Source organism: Flagellimonas hymeniacidonis (assembly GCF_008040165.1).
Lineage (GTDB): Bacteria > Bacteroidota > Bacteroidia > Flavobacteriales > Flavobacteriaceae > Flagellimonas > Flagellimonas hymeniacidonis.
In genome coordinates, this window is the sequence record NZ_VRUR01000001.1 from 1359179 (window position 1) to 1376341 (window position 17163).

At 37.7% G+C, this 17163-nt stretch carries 21 protein-coding genes; 11 read left to right on the forward strand and 10 right to left on the reverse strand.

Features of this window, described 5'->3' with window-relative positions; all coding sequences use genetic code 11:
* Positions 1-92: 92 nt before the first annotated feature.
* Both FVB32_RS06095 and purN read right to left on the reverse strand, forming a co-directional pair.
* Entirely contained in the window at positions 93-728 is a 636-nt protein-coding gene (locus FVB32_RS06095; RefSeq protein WP_147742195.1) for a ribonuclease H1 domain-containing protein, read from the reverse strand.
* Positions 728-1291, reverse strand: coding sequence for a phosphoribosylglycinamide formyltransferase (gene purN / locus FVB32_RS06100; RefSeq protein WP_147742197.1), 564 nt, complete (start codon positions 1289-1291; stop codon positions 728-730). The genes FVB32_RS06095 and purN overlap by 1 nt, the downstream gene beginning before the upstream one ends.
* A 161-nt stretch (positions 1292-1452) precedes the next feature.
* Here purN and FVB32_RS06105 point away from each other — a divergent pair, with 161 nt between their 5' ends.
* From FVB32_RS06105 to pyk, 5 genes are all read left to right on the forward strand, one after another.
* Positions 1453-1686 carry an acyl carrier protein gene (locus tag FVB32_RS06105; protein WP_009778413.1) on the forward strand — a complete coding sequence of 78 codons (234 nt, stop codon included), beginning with the start codon at positions 1453-1455 and terminating at the stop codon, positions 1684-1686.
* A 99-nt stretch (positions 1687-1785) separates the two neighbouring features.
* A complete protein-coding gene (fabF, locus tag FVB32_RS06110) occupies positions 1786-3036 on the forward strand; it encodes a beta-ketoacyl-ACP synthase II (protein WP_147742199.1) in 1251 nt (416 codons plus the stop codon).
* An 11-nt stretch (positions 3037-3047) separates the two neighbouring features.
* Positions 3048-3791 (forward strand): ribonuclease III, encoded by a 744-nt coding sequence (gene rnc, locus FVB32_RS06115; RefSeq protein WP_147742201.1) that lies wholly within the window; start codon positions 3048-3050, stop codon positions 3789-3791.
* Positions 3792-3897: 106 nt separating this feature from the next.
* Positions 3898-4362: an IPExxxVDY family protein gene (locus tag FVB32_RS06120; RefSeq protein WP_147742203.1), complete on the forward strand. Its 465-nt coding sequence runs from the start codon at positions 3898-3900 to the stop codon at positions 4360-4362.
* Between the two features lie 2 nt (positions 4363-4364).
* The gene (pyk, locus tag FVB32_RS06125; protein WP_147742205.1) at positions 4365-5807 is read left to right on the forward strand and encodes a pyruvate kinase; all 1443 of its coding nucleotides are present in this window, start codon (positions 4365-4367) and stop codon (positions 5805-5807) included.
* Positions 5808-5809: 2 nt separating this feature from the next.
* Here the strand turns inward: pyk and FVB32_RS06130 are convergent, their stop codons facing one another.
* Complete coding sequence (locus FVB32_RS06130; protein ID WP_147742207.1) at positions 5810-6331, reverse strand: PAS domain-containing protein; 522 nt, start codon at positions 6329-6331, stop codon at positions 5810-5812.
* Between the two features lie 173 nt (positions 6332-6504).
* Between FVB32_RS06130 and FVB32_RS06135 the strand changes: the two genes are divergently transcribed.
* From FVB32_RS06135 to FVB32_RS06145, 4 genes are all read left to right on the forward strand, one after another.
* Positions 6505-7353 (forward strand): helix-turn-helix domain-containing protein, encoded by an 849-nt coding sequence (locus FVB32_RS06135; protein WP_147742209.1) that lies wholly within the window; start codon positions 6505-6507, stop codon positions 7351-7353.
* A 91-nt stretch (positions 7354-7444) separates the two neighbouring features.
* Complete coding sequence (locus tag FVB32_RS17715) at positions 7445-7603, forward strand: hypothetical protein (protein WP_187269513.1); 159 nt, start codon at positions 7445-7447, stop codon at positions 7601-7603.
* A 30-nt stretch (positions 7604-7633) separates the two neighbouring features.
* On the forward strand, positions 7634-8182 hold the full coding sequence (locus FVB32_RS06140; RefSeq protein WP_147742211.1) for a carboxymuconolactone decarboxylase family protein: 549 nt from the start codon (positions 7634-7636) through the stop codon (positions 8180-8182).
* Positions 8183-8216: 34 nt separating this feature from the next.
* Positions 8217-8609 carry a plastocyanin/azurin family copper-binding protein gene (locus FVB32_RS06145; protein WP_147742213.1) on the forward strand — a complete coding sequence of 131 codons (393 nt, stop codon included), beginning with the start codon at positions 8217-8219 and terminating at the stop codon, positions 8607-8609.
* 53 nt (positions 8610-8662) lie between these two features.
* Here FVB32_RS06145 and FVB32_RS06150 read toward each other — a convergent pair whose 3' ends face one another.
* Positions 8663-9244, reverse strand: a complete 582-nt coding sequence (locus FVB32_RS06150) for a TetR/AcrR family transcriptional regulator (RefSeq protein ID WP_147742215.1) — start codon at positions 9242-9244, stop codon at positions 8663-8665.
* 225 nt (positions 9245-9469) lie between these two features.
* Here FVB32_RS06150 and FVB32_RS06155 point away from each other — a divergent pair, with 225 nt between their 5' ends.
* Positions 9470-9901 (forward strand): COG2426 family protein, encoded by a 432-nt coding sequence (locus FVB32_RS06155; protein WP_394348885.1) that lies wholly within the window; start codon positions 9470-9472, stop codon positions 9899-9901.
* Between the two features lie 40 nt (positions 9902-9941).
* Here the strand turns inward: FVB32_RS06155 and dinB are convergent, their stop codons facing one another.
* On the reverse strand, positions 9942-11042 hold the full coding sequence (gene dinB / locus FVB32_RS06160) for a DNA polymerase IV (protein ID WP_147742219.1): 1101 nt from the start codon (positions 11040-11042) through the stop codon (positions 9942-9944).
* A gap of 27 nt (positions 11043-11069) precedes the next feature.
* Between dinB and FVB32_RS06165 the strand changes: the two genes are divergently transcribed.
* Positions 11070-11543, forward strand: a complete 474-nt coding sequence (locus FVB32_RS06165; RefSeq protein WP_147742221.1) for a CYTH domain-containing protein — start codon at positions 11070-11072, stop codon at positions 11541-11543.
* Here the strand turns inward: FVB32_RS06165 and FVB32_RS06170 are convergent, their stop codons facing one another.
* From FVB32_RS06170 to FVB32_RS06190, 5 genes are all read right to left on the reverse strand, one after another.
* Positions 11544-12839, reverse strand: coding sequence for a Zn-dependent hydrolase (locus tag FVB32_RS06170; protein WP_147742223.1), 1296 nt, complete (start codon positions 12837-12839; stop codon positions 11544-11546).
* Between the two features lie 116 nt (positions 12840-12955).
* On the reverse strand, positions 12956-13429 hold the full coding sequence (locus FVB32_RS06175) for a hypothetical protein (RefSeq protein WP_147742225.1): 474 nt from the start codon (positions 13427-13429) through the stop codon (positions 12956-12958).
* Between the two features lie 38 nt (positions 13430-13467).
* On the reverse strand, positions 13468-14487 hold the full coding sequence (gene pheS, locus FVB32_RS06180; protein ID WP_147742227.1) for a phenylalanine--tRNA ligase subunit alpha: 1020 nt from the start codon (positions 14485-14487) through the stop codon (positions 13468-13470).
* Positions 14480-15187: a ceramidase gene (locus FVB32_RS06185; RefSeq protein WP_147742229.1), complete on the reverse strand. Its 708-nt coding sequence runs from the start codon at positions 15185-15187 to the stop codon at positions 14480-14482. The genes pheS and FVB32_RS06185 overlap by 8 nt, the downstream gene beginning before the upstream one ends.
* Before the next feature lie 3 nt (positions 15188-15190).
* Entirely contained in the window at positions 15191-17053 is a 1863-nt protein-coding gene (locus FVB32_RS06190) for a SulP family inorganic anion transporter (protein WP_147742231.1), read from the reverse strand.
* Positions 17054-17163 lie beyond the last annotated feature (110 nt).

Consider the following 17163-nt stretch of genomic DNA (forward strand, 5'->3'; position numbering starts at 1 on the left):
AAAATTTGGTGCAAATATACACTTTAGCATTGCCATTTGTAACTACGAAGAGGGTATTTAAAGAAAAGTGAATCAATTGTATAAAAGTTGCTTTATTTTCTGCCAAAATCAGCGGGTATTTCTCCCCATGCTTTGGTTTCCCATTTAACAATTGGGGTATTGTACCTATTTTTTTTCAACCAGTCTTCGGCACGTTGGATAAGTTCAAAAACAGTAGCGTTTTTGGCGTTTTTTTTCAATTTGGTGCCGCACTTTTTCTTTCTTACCCAACCTATGGCAATTCTAGAATCTGAATAAATAATACGCTCACTTTTTCGTTCCTTTAAAAATGCGAGACCATGTACCAAGGCCAAGAACTCTCCAATATTATTGGTGCCTTGCTCAAACGGGCCCTGTTTAAAAAGCAGCTTTTTGGTTTTGGTGTCGACACCTTGGTATTCCATTTTACCCGGGTTACCGCTGGAGGCTGCGTCAACGGAAATAGAATTATAATTGGGATCTCCAATTTTTAGCAATTCTTCAGGTGACAGCTCTTTTTTACCTTTGGATTTGCCCTTGTATTCAAGATAATTACTGTTGTATGCCTTTTTGGCTTCTGCAAACTCGGAGAAGGATTTGTACTGTGCTCCTTTAAAGCCTTCTATCTGTGCCTTGCAATCTGCCCAGCTTTCGTAGATGCCAGGTCGCTTGCCTTTCCAAACCACATAAAACTTTTTTTTAGCTGCCATTACATCAGTAATTTTTCTATCACTTTTGGGAAATGTTCATATTCCAATTGGTGTACTTTTTCAGCTATAGACTCTGCACTATCCTCAGAAGATATTGGTGTACTTGCTTGAAATATTATGGCCCCTTCATCATAATTTTCATTTACATAGTGAATGGTAATACCGGTTTCTGAATCCCCATTTTCTTTTACTGCCTGATGTACTTTTGCCCCATACATGCCTTTTCCACCATATTTTGGTAATAAAGCGGGGTGAATGTTTATGATGCAGTTTGGAAAAGCATTAATAAATGGGGATGGGATCTTCCATAAAAATCCCGCCAAAACAATTAGGTCAGGGCTTAAGCCCTGTAAAACCTTTATAAAGCTATCCGAGTCAGAAAAAGCTCCTCTGTTAAAATAAAAAGCTGGTACTTTAAGTCTTTCACAGCGGTCTAAAACTGCTGCGGTTTTCTTATTGGTAAACACTGCAGATACCTCTACAAGGTCATTTTCCCTAAAAAAGGAAATGATGTTTTCTGCATTTGAACCACTTCCAGAGGCCAAGATGACGATTCGTTTCATTATGGGACTACTACTATAACTATTGGTCAATATTTAGGAGCTAAAGTAGTATATGAGGGGGTAAGATGTTTAATTTATGGCACATTTTATCGACAAATGGTGTATTTAATCCAAAGTTTTATATTTTTGCCAACGATTAAATTTTTAAAACCGATATAATTATGTCAGACATTGCATCAAGAGTAAAAGCTATCATCGTTGATAAGCTAGGTGTAGATGAGAATGAAGTAGTAGCTGAAGCTAGCTTCACCAATGATTTAGGAGCGGATTCCTTGGACACTGTTGAACTTATCATGGAGTTTGAAAAAGAATTTGATATTCAAATTCCAGATGATCAAGCAGAGAACATTGCAACTGTTGGTCAAGCCATTAGCTATATAGAAGAAGCGAAGTAATTTTATGATATTTTACTAAAGATTGTAAATTATCCATGTGATGATCATCACATGGATAATTTTTTTTTAATTTAGGTCTAAAGCATAAAGAATAGTTCAATGCAGTTAAAGCGAGTAGTAGTTACTGGAATGGGGGCACTTACTCCCATAGGTAACAATTTGGAGGCTTATTGGGAAGGACTAAAAAACGGTAAAAGCGGTTGTGCACCCATTACGTATTTCGATACGGAAAAGTTCAAAACCAAATTTGCCTGTGAGCTTAAGGGATATAAACCTGAAGACTTTTTTGATAGAAAAGAAGCCAGAAAACTAGATAGATTTGCCCAATATGCACTAGTTTCTTCAGATGAAGCTATTGCAGACTCAGGTATAAACTTGGATACCGTGGACAAGTTTAGGGTAGGAGTTATCTGGGGGGCAGGAATTGGAGGATTGGAAACGTTCCAAAATGAAATGATGGGATACGCTGGAGGCGATGGAACCCCTCGTTTTAACCCGTTTTTCATCCCAAAAATGATTGCAGATATTGCACCAGGGAATATTTCCATTAAGCATGGATTTATGGGCCCGAATTACACTACGGTTTCCGCTTGCGCATCATCCGCAAATGCAATGATTGATGCTCTTAATTATATTAGATTAGGACATTGTGATGTTATTGTTTCAGGAGGAAGCGAAGCTGCAGTTACCATAGCGGGTATGGGCGGATTTAACGCCATGCATGCATTATCAACAAGAAATGAAAGTCCAGAATCTGCATCGAGACCTTTTGATGCTACAAGAGATGGTTTTGTTCTAGGTGAAGGAGCTGGAGCACTTATTCTAGAAGAATATGAGCATGCAAAAGCTAGGGGAGCCAAAATATATGCTGAGGTATTGGGCGGCGGATTATCCAGCGATGCACACCATATGACCGCACCACACCCTGAAGGAATAGGTGTTGTAAGGGTGATGGAAAATTGTTTACAGAACGCTGGGTTAAAACCAGAAGATATAGATGCTATTAACACTCATGGAACATCCACACCTTTAGGTGATGTTGCCGAGTTGATAGCAATCTCCAAAGTGTTTGGAGCGCATGCGCCCAACATCAACATCAATTCTACTAAGTCCATGACGGGGCATTTACTTGGCGCAGCAGGAGCTATTGAAGCCATTGCCTCTATCTTGGCTATGGAACATAGCCTTGTCCCTCCTACAATTAACCATAGTGTGGTGGATGAGAATATAGATTCATCATTAAACTTAACGCTTAACAAAGCTCAAAAAAGAGAGGTTAATGTGGCAATGAGTAATACCTTTGGTTTTGGTGGACATAATGCCTGCGTTTTGTTTAAAAAATTAGGGTAGTTTTGTAAACGATGAGATTTACTTCTAAAATATTCAATTCCCCTCCGAAAACGGACGGGGAATTTTTTTTGGGAGTCAAAAAAATACTTGGATTTAAGCCCAAGGATATTGATGTTTATAAAAAAGCATTTCTACATCGCTCTGTAAATAAGAGAGATGAAGATGGGAATCCAATGAACTATGAGCGGCTGGAATTTTTGGGCGATGCCATGTTGGGGACCATTATATCAAAACATTTGTATAGCGAAGTACCAGAAGGAGATGAAGGATATCTTACCAAAATGCGGTCCAAAATTGTAAGCAGAAAACATTTGAACGAACTTGGAAAAGAGTTGGAGCTTTTACGTTTTGTGGAGAGTAGGATTCCCAAATCACATTTTGGAGAAAACATTCATGGAAATGTATTTGAAGCTTTGGTAGGGGCCATTTATTTAGACCGAGGCTACCCGTATTGCGAAAAATTCATTAATGCAAGGGTGATACAACCTTATGTGGATATTGAACAATTGGAAGGTAAAGTAATAAGCTATAAAAGTTTGGTGATAGAGTGGTGTCAAAAACAAAAGAAATCATTTCACTACGATGTGTATGAAGACACCGGTAATGATGAGCTAAAGCACTTTGCCGTTAAACTCACCATCGGTGAAAAAATACTGGCCAAAGCAAGGGCGACTTCCAAAAAGAAGGCCGAGGAAAAAGCTTCCAGAAGAGCATATTTTGCGTTGCAAAGCAGAATTGAAAATCAACAGTTTTAAATTATAGTAAACTCAAACGTTTTCGTAACCTTCTATAAGGGTAATGTTCCGTTTCAGCTAGGCTGGGAAATGTATTAAGAGTATATTTACCGTTCGTGTTTAGGCCATGTTGACAACGCACAAGATATCAGCTGACTTCTATGATGACAATTTTCAGCTCATCGCAATACATAGCGGTTTGGAAGACTATGCTATGGGTTATGCAATAAATTCTAATTGCGGATTGCATCTAACAAGAATGAAAAGTGATTTGCAATTTGATAAAAACCTCTCTTTTTCAGTTTTTGAGTGGGATGATGAGATGAACGATACCTACTGGACTCTTATTTCAAATAAGTGTACCCTTGAGGTTGAAGTTCCATCCTATGGATTTTTTGAAAATAATACTGCTTTACAAACAGCTTATTTGATAGAAGAAAAAAAGGAAGTTGATTATTTTTTGAAAGTTGACGCTGACAATGATTTGAAGTTGACAGCGTATATGAAGCCTATCCAGATGATATCCAAAGTTATTACTGCATATCCAGTAGAAACACAAAGCTTAAAATCAAAAAGAAACCTAATCTTTTAGCAATGCCGACTAGAAAGAAAACCAAAATAGTAGCGACCCTTGGTCCTGCAACCAGCAAGAAAGCTGTTCTTAAGAAAATGATGCAAGCAGGCGTAGATGTTTTTAGAATAAATTTCTCGCATGCTTCACATGATGATGTTGCCGAACGCATTCAGATGATTCGGGATTTAAACGAGGAACTGGGAATCAATACATCCATCCTCGGAGACTTACAAGGCCCTAAACTTAGAGTAGGTGTTATGGGCGGAGAAGCTGTGGTTGCTCCAGGAGATGAGATAACCTTTGCTACCGGAGAGCCTTTTGAAGGGAGTGCCCAAAAGGTATACATGAACTACCAAAGTTTTCCACAGGATGTAAAACAGGGAGAACGCATTTTGCTGGATGATGGAAAGCTAATATTTGAAGTAAAGGAAACCAATGGCAAGGATGAAGTAAAGGCGAAAGTGATACAGGGAGGACCCTTAAAATCAAAAAAAGGGGTAAACCTACCCAATACAGATATTTCTTTACCTGCTCTTACAGAAAAAGATATAAAGGATGCCATTTTTGCCATAGGACAAGAAGTGGATTGGATTGCACTTTCCTTTGTACGACATAGTCAGGACCTAATCGATCTGCAAAATATTATCAATAAACACTCAGAGCATAAGATTCCAATTATAGCTAAAATTGAAAAACCGGAAGCTGTAGAAAATATTGATAAAATTGTTGCCTATTGTGATGGATTGATGGTAGCCCGCGGGGATTTAGGCGTCGAAGTTCCAGCACACGAAGTTCCCTTAATTCAGAAGCAATTGGTACTTAGGGCCAAAACAGCAAGAATTCCAGTAATTATTGCTACCCAGATGATGGAAACTATGATTACTAGTCTAACCCCAACGCGTGCTGAGGTAAATGATGTTGCCAATTCTGTAATGGATGGTGCAGATGCTGTAATGCTTTCAGGAGAAACTTCCGTTGGAAACTATCCTGTTCAGGTAATTGAAAAGATGAGTAGTATTTTGGGTAGTGTGGAAGGCTCAAGTTTAATTAGTGTCCCTCAAACACCGCCGCATATTCGTACCAAGAGATACATTACCAAATCGGTATGTTATCATGCAGCAATAATGGCTAATGAGATTCAGGCTAAAGCAATTTCCACCTTAACAAATAGTGGTTATACGGCATTTCAAATATCAGCTTGGAGACCAAGTGCCCACATCCTTGTTTTTACATCCAACAAAAGAATTTTAACCCAATTAAACCTGTTGTGGGGAGTTAAAGCTTTTTACTATGACAGGTATGTTTCTACAGATGAAACCATAGAGGATGTAAACCAGATTGCATGCAAGAAAGGATTTTTGGATGTTGGGGACATGTTGATTAGCCTTGCGGCAATGCCAATAAAAGATAAGGGAATGGTAAATACCCTACGGGTTACAGAAATAGAAAGCTGTAGCTTTTAGGTTTAAGCCACCTCTTTTTCAAATGCGATAAAATTAACAACCTTACCCGCCTTGTCAAAAATTGGAGAGCCTTTTATCCAGCAGTTATATACAGAGCCGTTTTTTCTGTAATTAGTTAAGACAACTTCAAAAGCTTCATTATTTTTAATGGCCTCTGATACTTTGTTGGTAGTCTCTTTACAGGTCTCAGCACCTTGAAACATTTTTGGCTTTTTCCCATAAACCTCCTCCGGCATATAGCCATTCATATGGTACATGTTCTGCGAGGCATACACAATATTGAGATTAGCATCAGTCACAACAACAACATGTTCTTTGTCCATAATCTCATTTCTGAACGGTACCTGATCGTGCCACTTCTCCCTTTTTGCCAAACCACTTAGTTGTTGCACATCTTGCAAACTTTTGCAAACTGTACTAAAGTGCTTTGTATAGATATCTAAAGAACTTATGGGGTAGCTATGTATTTCTTTGTCACGATAAAAATTGTTTACCGCTTCATCATAGAATTTTGTCTTTTCCATACCCAATACTATAAAAAGTTATAAGGACAGTAAAATGTATGCGTTGAATTAACATTCTTGTTTAAGAAATCCTTTAAAACAGCATTTAAAATGGGTGTAAGTATCAACAAGATAGCAAGACTAATTGCTCGAAATATGTGTTTTTTTGACCATCAACTAAGAGCAATCGTTTAATGAGACAGGAGTATAGAGACCCAAAACTGGGTGCAATTTTGGGGCTAACGGACAATGTTAAAGAAGACCGGGAACGTTTCACAATGACCTCCAATACCATTAAGTTTTTATGGAACAGAAATGAGGAACCTCTGGAAATTGTTGTGGATGATATGGTCCTGGAACTTAACCCCAATCAAATGGTTACGGTTACTTATTTACAAAACGTCTCTTTCACCAAAACACAGTTACCCCTAGCCGCTATTCTTTTCAATAGGGAGTTTTATTGTATTTCAGATCATGACAGCGAGGTCTCTTGTAACGGTATCCTATTTTTTGGAACCCAAGATCTACCAATAATCACTATACCGGAAAAGCAGCTGCGTAAATTCAATTTACTGTATGAGGTTTTTGTTGAGGAATTTTCCACGCCGGATAACATTCAAGGGGGAATGCTTCAGATGTTATTGAAACGGTTGATTATTATGAGCACCCGTTTGGCAAAAGAACAGTTGATTGTAAAGGAATTGAATAATGACCAAATAGACACCATAAGAAAATTCAACTACTTGGTAGACATTCATTACAAAACCAAAAGAAAGGTTAGTGATTATGCAGAAATGCTTTTTAAATCACCCAAAACACTTTCCAATCTATTTTCAATCTACAACCAAAGGTCTCCACAACAAATTATTTTGGAACGCCTGACCTTGGAAGCTAAAAGACTTATTCACTTTACAGATAAGCAAAATCAAGAAATAGCCTTTGATTTAGGGTTTAATGACCCAGCGCATTTTAGTCGTTTCTTCAAAAAAATGACCAAAAAAACACCTTCAGAATACCGCGAGGAGCTCCAAATATCCGCCTAAGGGAAACTTGGGCAAGCCATCGGGAAATTGTTGCTAACACCTCCCCTCATTTTCGAGACATCTTTGTACTGTAATTAAAAGCTAGGTAAAGATGAACGAAATAGAAAAATCAATTTTCAATCTCATAGAGATTTTTAGAACTTCCAAAAAACAAGAAGCTCAGCCTATTATTCCACAAACACATTGTGAGCAAAAACATCACCATGATTTTTATTGTGATGCGGAAAAACCATTTGTAAAGAATTTTTAACCCATATAATAATTAAATAAAAATAGAATTATGAGCACATTTAATGTACCCAAAAGAGAAGAAGTAAGTACCGCAAATCAAGTAATTTTTGACAATTTGGAAAAGGCGGTTGGTTTTGTACCAAACCTTTTTGCTACCTACGCGCATTCAGAAAATGCATTGGGCAACTATCTGAACCTTTCAAATGCTAAAACTTCACTAAAAACAAAAGAGAAAGAAGTAGTGAACTTGGCTGTTAGTGAAGTGAACAGCTGTATTTACTGTTTGTCTGCACACACGGCTATCAGCAAAATGAACGGATTTACAGAAGACCAAATACTGGAACTAAGAGCTGGTAGAGCGTCATTTGATAATAAGTTGGATGCATTAGCGCGTTTGGCGAAGAACATTACTGAAAATAGAGGAGCTACCGATGCTGCAATTGTAGACAATTTCTTTGCCGCAGGATGGACCAAGGAAAATTTGATTGATACCATTGTATTGGTTGGCGACAAAACCATTTCAAATTATATCAATAATACTACCGAAGTGCCTGTTGATTTTCCTGTAGCGCAACCTTTGGAAGCAGTAGAAGCATAATTAATAAACCCTTATATATTTAAAATTCATAAAAATGAAAAAAACAATTGCAATTTTAATGCTAGCCGTTGGAACAGTATTTTCTGCTAACGCACAGGACAAGATGATGAAGGATGCACCAGTGAGAACACTGTCTTTAGAGCAAACTTCTGGTGAGTTTACCCAAAAACAAATTACTGTTTCGGAAGGAACATATGTTTTTGATATTACCAACAACGGAGTTGGACATGATGTAGGTTTTGTATTGGTGAAAAAAGGGAAAGATGTAAGCAAGCCTGAAAATCACATTCAGACTGCTTATGTTACTCAAGCGGTAAAAACAGGAACTTCGCAAACTTCAAAGCCAACTAAATTGGAAAAAGGAGAATACGTGTATTTCTGTCCTTTAAACCCTACATCAACAGATAATACCTTGATTGTAAAATAATAACAAGTGTTATATAAATAAAAAGAGCCCCTTCAATTTTGAAGGGGCTCTTTTTATTGTACTACTTCAGAATTAGCAAAAAGTAATGGTGCTATGCTTCTAGCCGTATAAATGGGCCAATCATTTTTGAACAAATGACTCTCGGTAATGGCGCTATCGTATAAAAGATAGATTCCTCCTGATATTTTTTCGGTCTCGGCCTTGGAGATATTGGTAATATTGTCACCAACAACCTCACCTAAGTACAACAACAGTTCTTTTTTTTGCTTTTGTATTACCCCTAAAATTTTTTTCTGTTTAGGTGAAAGTTCCCCCAAGGTTTTAAGTCCCCAACAGCCATGAAAATCTTCCTCTCTATACATATCCCTTAAAAGGTCAAAGATGGCCAACAACTGATTTCTCCCTTTTTTCCTCTTGGAAACATAACTTTTTAAGGATTCCAAGAAACTATCGTGACGCTGTTTTAGATAAGCCATACAAATGTCTTCCTTAGATTTAAAATGGCTGTACAGCGTAGCTTTTGCTATACCAGACTTAGAAATAATTTCATTGATTCCCGTTGAATTATATCCGTTGGCATAAAAGAGATTACTTGCTGAAGTGATTATTTTGTTGTGTATTGTGATTTCCCCCATGGTATAAATATAAGAAAAGACTGGTCTGTCTAGTTATCCTTATAAAAATTTAAATTTAAACACCTGTATTAGAGGGTATTAAGATTTATGCTCCGCTTATTTTAGTTCTATATATTGAGCTGGGAGTTTTAATTATAATTTAGCGTTTTATAGTATGGATTAAAGCATTTTCATGACTAGTTTAGCGGTCTAAATAATGCTGTGATATTAGACCTATTAACTGCCATGCTTTGGAGTTTATCCCCTTTTGGTGAATCTAAATTGGGAATACCTTACGGAATTATGAGAGGCTTAAATAGTTATGTAGTTCTTATTGCCTGTTTTCTCGCCAATCTTTTGGTTTTTCCTTTAATGATGTTCTTTCTTGAGAACATAAACCGTTATTTGATAAAATGGCGTTTCTATAAAAAATCGGCAATCTATGTTGCCAAAAGGGCAAAGATTGGATCAGCAGCAAAAATTAAAAAATTTGGTTTTTTTGGCCTAGTGCTATTCGTTATGATTCCTTTGCCTGGTACAGGGGTGTATGCTGGAAGCATTGCATCGTATCTTCTTAAAATTGAAAAAAAGAAGGCATTTTTCGCCAACGCCATTGGAATCTTCTTCTCTTCTATTATTATTTGGGCATTGACCATATTTTCTGTAGAAGCAGTATAATTTTTGGTTTTTGGATAGAGATAACCGGTTTTGATTGTAATCAAAAATCAAATTTTAATTGTACGGATACCGATTCTTTTTTAGGCGCTTCTTTTTTGATGTCTGTGTTGAGGTTTGCTAACGAAATCCCCAGTAAGCGAACGGAATTTTGAAGCGTAGACTGATATAATAACTCCTTTGCTGTTTCCAATATGAGCTCTTTTTTCGCAATATAATATGGAAGTGTTTTGCTCCTAGTTTGAAGTGTAAAGTCGCTATATTTTATTTTTAGGGTAATGGTCTTTCCAGCAATTTTCGATTTTTGAAGCCTTTTTTCTAGCTCAGTGGCAATGTTTTCCAACTTCTCCAACATAAAAACTTCACTGCTTAAGTTTTCAAAAAAAGTACGCTCAGCACCAACAGATTTTGGAATCCGTTGCGGTTTTACTTCACTGTTGTGAATACCACGGACCACATAATAATAGTACTTCCCACTTTTTCCAAAAGTACTATCCAAAAACTCCAATGACTTTTGTTTTAAATCCTTGCCGGTGAAGATACCAAGGCTGTACATTTTTTCAGCGGTTACTTTTCCAACCCCATAAAATTTTCTAATATCAAGAGCTTCTAAAAATTCGATTACTTCTTCTGGATTTACTGTTTTTTGCCCATTAGGCTTGTTATAATCACTGGCTACTTTGGCAATAAACTTATTAATTGAAATTCCAGCAGAAGCGGTCAAGCCTGTTTTTTCAAAAATCTTTTGTCTAATTTCTTTGGCAATAAGTGTTGCTGATGGATTTCCTTTTTTATTTTCGGTAACATCCAAGTAAGCTTCATCCAAAGAAAGGGGCTCAACCAAATCTGTATATTCAAAAAAGATGCTCTTAACCTGCTTGGAAACTTCGGAATAGCGATCAAAACGTGGTTTTACAAAAATAAGATCAGGACAATTTTTCCTAGCAATAAATCCTGCCATGGCACTACGGACACCAAATTTTCGCGCTTCATAACTTGCCGCTGAAACTACGCCACGTTTTGAACCTCCACCAACGGCAACAGGTTTTCCTTTAAGCTCGGGATTGTCATGCTGTTCCACCGAAGCATAAAACGCATCCATGTCTACATGAATGATTTTTCGTAAAGGAAAATCAAAGTCCATACCCAAATTTAGGGTATATTTAGTTTGATGGAACACTTGGAAATTGAACGTAAGTTTTTGGTAAAATCAGAGGCATATAAAAAGGCAGCAAGCACCAGCACAAGAATTGTTCAAGGGTTTTTGAATACAGACCCAAAACGTACCGTTCGTGTTCGAATAAAGGGAGATAAGGGTTTTTTGACCGTAAAAGGAGAAAGTAATGAGTCCGGTACTACAAGATTTGAATGGGAAACGCAAATCAACCTAGTTGAGGCAACAAATCTTATAGATTTATGTGAAGCGGTTATTTTGGAGAAAATGCGATTTGAAGTTCCTTATAAAAAACATCTTTTTGAAGTGGATGAGTTTTTAGGGGAAAATAAAGGTCTTGTCGTAGCCGAAGTAGAGTTACAACATGAAGATGAGATATTTGAAAAGCCAGATTGGTTGGGTGCCGAGGTGACGGGAGAAGTGAAATACTATAATTCGCAACTAAGCAAAGTTCCTTTTTGCAAATGGTAATTAGTCCAGTTTTTTATCCAATGCCAAAATGGTATGGAGTAAAACATTGGCGCCATTGGCCATATCTTTAGCAGATGTAAATTCTTTGGGAGAATGACTTATGCCTCCTTTGCTCGGCACAAAAATCATCCCCGTTGGTGCAATAGTAGCTATGTCCTGGGCATCATGCCCCGCGCCGCTTGGCATATATTTAAAAGAATATCCCAGTGTTGAAGTAGCTATTTCAATTTCTTTTTGAATTTCTTTGGCTGTCAAAGCTGGGTTTGCTGTAGTATCCAGAGGAAGAAATTCTATCGATACATTTGAAGTTGCAGCAATTTCTTCTCCCTTTGCCTTTATTGCACTGTATACCTTTTCGATGACATCTGAGGACAAATCACGAATTTCCAAGCTGGTAATCACCTTTCCAGGAATAACATTAGGTGCTCCTGGGAATGCTTTAATGCGCCCAACAGTACCTACTTGGCTTCCTTCAAAGCTATTGGTGATTTCATTCACGGCCACTACAAATTTAGCTGCTGCAAGCAGTGCATCCTGTCGTGCATTCATTGGAGTAGTTCCTGCATGATTGGCAAATCCAGTAAAGACAACATCCCACCATTTAAGTCCAACAATACCTTCAACAATACCAATATCCAATTTTTCTTTTTCCAAAATACCGCCCTGTTCAATATGAAGTTCCAAGAAAGCTGCCATGGATTTTTTTTGACGTTTGACTTCAGCAAGTTTTGTGGTATCGCCACCCAATCTCATAATGCCTTCACCCATGGAAAACCCTGTGGAATTGACCACTTGCAAAGCGCTTTTCCCCAAATGACCAGACATGGCCCTACTGCCCATGACACCACCTTCTTCATTAGAAAATATGATTACTTCCAGGGGATGTTCTGTTGTAATATTGTTTGCATTTAAGGTTTCGATAACCTCCAATGCCGCCATGGACCCGACACAGCCATCATAATTTCCTCCATTGGGGACCCGATCAGTATGCGAACCAAAAGAAATGACTTTTTTGTTGGAATCTCGACCTTTTCGAAGCCCGATAATATTTCCAGCAAAATCTATGGAAACGGTTAAACCTTGATTTTCCAATGTGTGTATTACCCATTTTCTGGCCTCAATATCCGCATCGCTGAAAGCGACCCGTTCCGTTTCTCCATTTTCTTGCAAACCAAATTTTGCAAGTTCGAAGATTCGGGTTTCAAGACGATTTTGATTAACCTTGAGATTTTTCTTCTGTGAAAAAGTAGTAACGGAAACGAAAAAAACTAGTAATGGGATATGGCGAAAAGTCATACACTAAATATAGCCATAAAAGAGAAATTTTGGCATATGGATGAAGAAGTAACAACGGAAATTAAATACTATAAATGCCCAAAAAAATAAAACTATTTTCGGTTTGGTAAATTATATTATAGACTTATCTCTACTAAAAAGTCAAGTGAATTGTTCGACTGGTCTATATTTAAATCGTTTCCGTTAGAATTTGCATTCACAGGAATATAATAGGAAATATTGCATTGGATATTTACCTTTTCAGCGCCAAAATCTATACTAATTGGTTGTTGATCCTTAAGACTTATGGTATATTGAAACGATTCCATTGATGCTATGGAAAGACTTATGGTGTTGTCAAAAGGCAGAGGTTGGATGGCCATGGAAGGAGGAATAAATCTAAAACCAGCACCTGTAAAATTTCCTGTCGCTGATATATCATCTGGAAGTATAGTTCCATTTTCGATTAAATTATCACCATTTTCATCGACAAATTTTAGAATCAGTAAAGGAAAGGCAGGGTCAAAGAGTGCACAATCAATACGGTCATCATCATTACTGCATGAAAGTACACAAGAAACTAAAACGAAAAATGTAAATACTCTTTTCATTTTTTTTCTCAGAAGATGTATAAAATTGCAATGGGTTGCTACAAAGCGGACTTAAACTGCTCTAAGAAACGGATATCGTTTTCACTTAACAAACGGATATCAGAAATTTGATGTAATAAAAGTGCAATTCGATCAATACCCATTCCAAAGGCAAAACCAGAATACACTTCGGGGTCAATACCGCAGTTTTGCAAAACGTTTGGATCTACCATACCACAGCCCATAATCTCCAGCCAACCGGTTCCCTTGGTCATACGATAATCTGTTTCAGTTTCTAATCCCCAATACACATCTACTTCTGCGCTGGGTTCTGTAAAGGGGAAGTACGATGGACGTAACCTAATCTTAGATTTTCCGAACATCTCTGAGGTAAAATATTGAAGCGTCTGCTTTAAATCTGCAAAAGACACATCTTTATCCACGTATAAGCCTTCCACTTGGTGAAAGAAACAATGGGAACGTGCTGAGATAGCCTCATTTCGATATACTCTTCCCGGTGATATGGTACGGATGGGAGGTTGGTTGTTTTCCATGTAGCGAACTTGTACCGAAGAGGTATGTGTACGAAGTAAAATATCTGGATCTGTCTGAATAAAGAAAGTATCCTGCATATCCCGCGCTGGATGATATTCCGGAAGATTTAATGCGGTAAAATTATGCCAATCATCCTCTATTTCCGGACCTTCGGAAACATTAAAACCAATGCGCGAAAAAATATCGATTATTTGATTTTTTACTATGGAAATAGGATGTCTTGCTCCAATCTCTATAGGCTCTCCGGGTCTAGTTAAGTCGCCATATTTCCCTTTCGTATCAGCTTGGTTTTCCAAGGCCGTTTTAAGGGAATTCACTTTTTCTGTTGCTGAATTTTTTAATTGATTGATGACCTGTCCAAATTCTTTTTTCTGCTCAGCAGGCACATTTTTAAACTCCGCAAAATAGGTGTTCAAAAGCCCTTTTTTCCCCAAATACTTAATTCGGAAAGCTTCTATTTCTTCTTTGGAGGTGGAGATGAATTTTTCAACTTCCGCTAAGTGTTCTTTAATGGTCTCAATCATAGTCAATGGCGCTATTGGCCGACAAATTTAACAAATTGTCTTTGAATATGTAGGCAATTAGAAAATGTACCGCAACTCCACCAAAAAAATGCCATAACCAATGCGTGCCCATTGGAAAAAAAGTTTGATTCAAATCAATGCTTCTAAAATAAATCGCCACTCCAAAAACTGCAAAGGCAGATACAACTAAAATAAGATTTCTCCTTTTGGTTTTTATCACATACCATATAATAGGTAAAAGTATCGTGAAGGCTGTAATGATATATCCTAAAGAGATTCTCCAAGTGTCTGCAATTGGTAAAATCCTTAGAAAGAAGGAAGTGCCAAAAATCAGAATAAGCAATAATAGTCTTTGCCACCATGAGTGCACCACTTTGAAAATAAAATAAACGATAAGGGCAAAACATAAAAGCATAATAGGCATCCAATCCAGTCTAAGCCAAAATTCATGACTTCTGGATGCATGATAAATGGTTCCCCCAACATAACTGATAGCAATAATGGGAAGAACAAATGCCAAGAAAAGATGCTGTCTTGGGTTTTTGTAGACTTTTGACCCCCAATATAAAAGTATGGCAACAAAGATTAAATTACTGTATGTGTTAAAGGGCTCTACCGGAAACCTTCCTTCTATGGTTTCCAGATAAATAGGCCCAGAATCATTGGGGAATTTAAAAAAAACATTTAAAAGAGTATTCACATCCTACTGGATTTCCTCCGCTTCCTTAAGGTTTTCCTTTATCCACTCCAGACAAGGCTTAAAGTCTTCAAAAATATGTTCTTCGGGAATTAGATCTGGAATAATATCAATACGTTGCATCATATATTTTGGCTGTTCCAAGATTCCTACAAGCAAGACGGTTATCCCCTTCCTTTTTAAATCTTGTAAAACATCTTCCATGGCATACAGACCAGATTGGTCCATATACTGCATCCTGCCCATTCTTATAACAACAGAGGATGCCGAATCTGGTATTTGTTCAGCCAGTTGTTGAAAATCACTCGTAGATCCAAAGAAAAGAGGTCCTTTAATATGTTTGATGAAAACCTCTTCCCTCAGTTTTTTGGGAAAATCTTTCTCATCTGCCCAAGCTTGTTCCTTTAAGGGCCTAACATCCGACCTTTTTGCGGTAAGATCACCAATCTTTTTCATAAACATAAGGGAAGCAAAGACCAACCCGATTCCTACAGCATATACCAAGTTCCAGATGGAGGATAACACCATAACCACCAACATGATAATAACCTCAGAGCTTAAATTTAATGGCCCTAGTTTTATATCCTTTGGTAAATATGGAATGGCTTTTAACCCTCTGTAGTCCATTACCCCAATTCCAACGGTTACCAAAATACCCGCTAAAACAGCAGCTGGGATTTGAGAGGCGACTGGACCAAGTGCCAATAATATAACAAGTAAGAGTACACCAGCTATCATACCAGATAATCTAGTTTTACCACCAGAATTAATGTTCACTACTGTTCTTATTGTGGCCCCCGCGCCAGGAATACCTCCGAAGATGGCAGCAATACTGTTTCCAATTCCCTGACCTACCAATTCTTTATTGGGCTTGTGTTTGGTCTGCGTCATGTTGTCCGCCACAACTGATGTTAAAAGAGAATCAATAGCTCCTAAAAGTGACAAGGTTAAGGCTGTGAATATATAGGGGGCGATAGCGCCGAATTTAAATCCTGTGAAAATTTCAAGATTTGGAATGGGAAGACCGCTTGGGATTTCCTCAATGGGGCGATAAGGCAATCCAAAGCCATATGCAGCACCGGAAACAACAATTAAAGCTACTAATGTACTTGGAACCGCGGTAGTAACCCGCTTAAAACCGTATATGATGAAAATAGTGGCCAAGGCAAGGCCCAGTTCCAACCAAATAATACTTTTTAAAGCTCTTGGCAATACTCTAAATGTTCCTATCACTCCTGAAGCCTCTTTTGCTGCCAAGGTCTTTGCTTCTTTTTGCATATCTGCCGGAGTGATTTCACCAGCCCTTCTAATGGTCTCTTCAAAATCCTCTAAAACCAAAATTCCCTCACCAGCTTCTTCTTTCAGAATATTTTCAAGAATTTCTTCTTCTGCATCAGCCTTAAAACGACTCACATATTCTGCATCTTCTTTTGGGTAATAACCAACCGCAGGAAGAATCTGTGTCACCAAGATAATTACACCTATGGCAGTCATAAACCCTGAGACCACTGGATATGGAATATATTTTATATACTTTCCAAGGCCCATTAGGCCAAGTCCAATTTGCATGATACCTGCTAAAAGGAAAACAGCTAAAATTATAGGTAATGCTTTAGCAACATCACCATCATGAACAGCCAAAATACCAGCAATAATGACCATGCTCACAGCGGTCATAGGCGCAGTAGGCCCAGATATTTGGGTATTTGTACCACCAAAAAGAGCTGCAAAAAAACTAATAAAAATAGCTCCGTATAAACCGGCACTTGGACCAAGACCAGAGCTAACACCAAATGCCAACGCCAAGGGAAGAGCAACAATTCCTGCTGTAATTCCACCAAATAAATCTCCTCTAAAATGTTTGAACATGGGTATAGATTGGTTATAATAGTATTGCTGTCAAGATAATGATTTTGTGCTACTAAAAAAGGCCAATGAAATGTTAAACACTGGCCTTTTAGAGTTTTTATGGAAAAGGA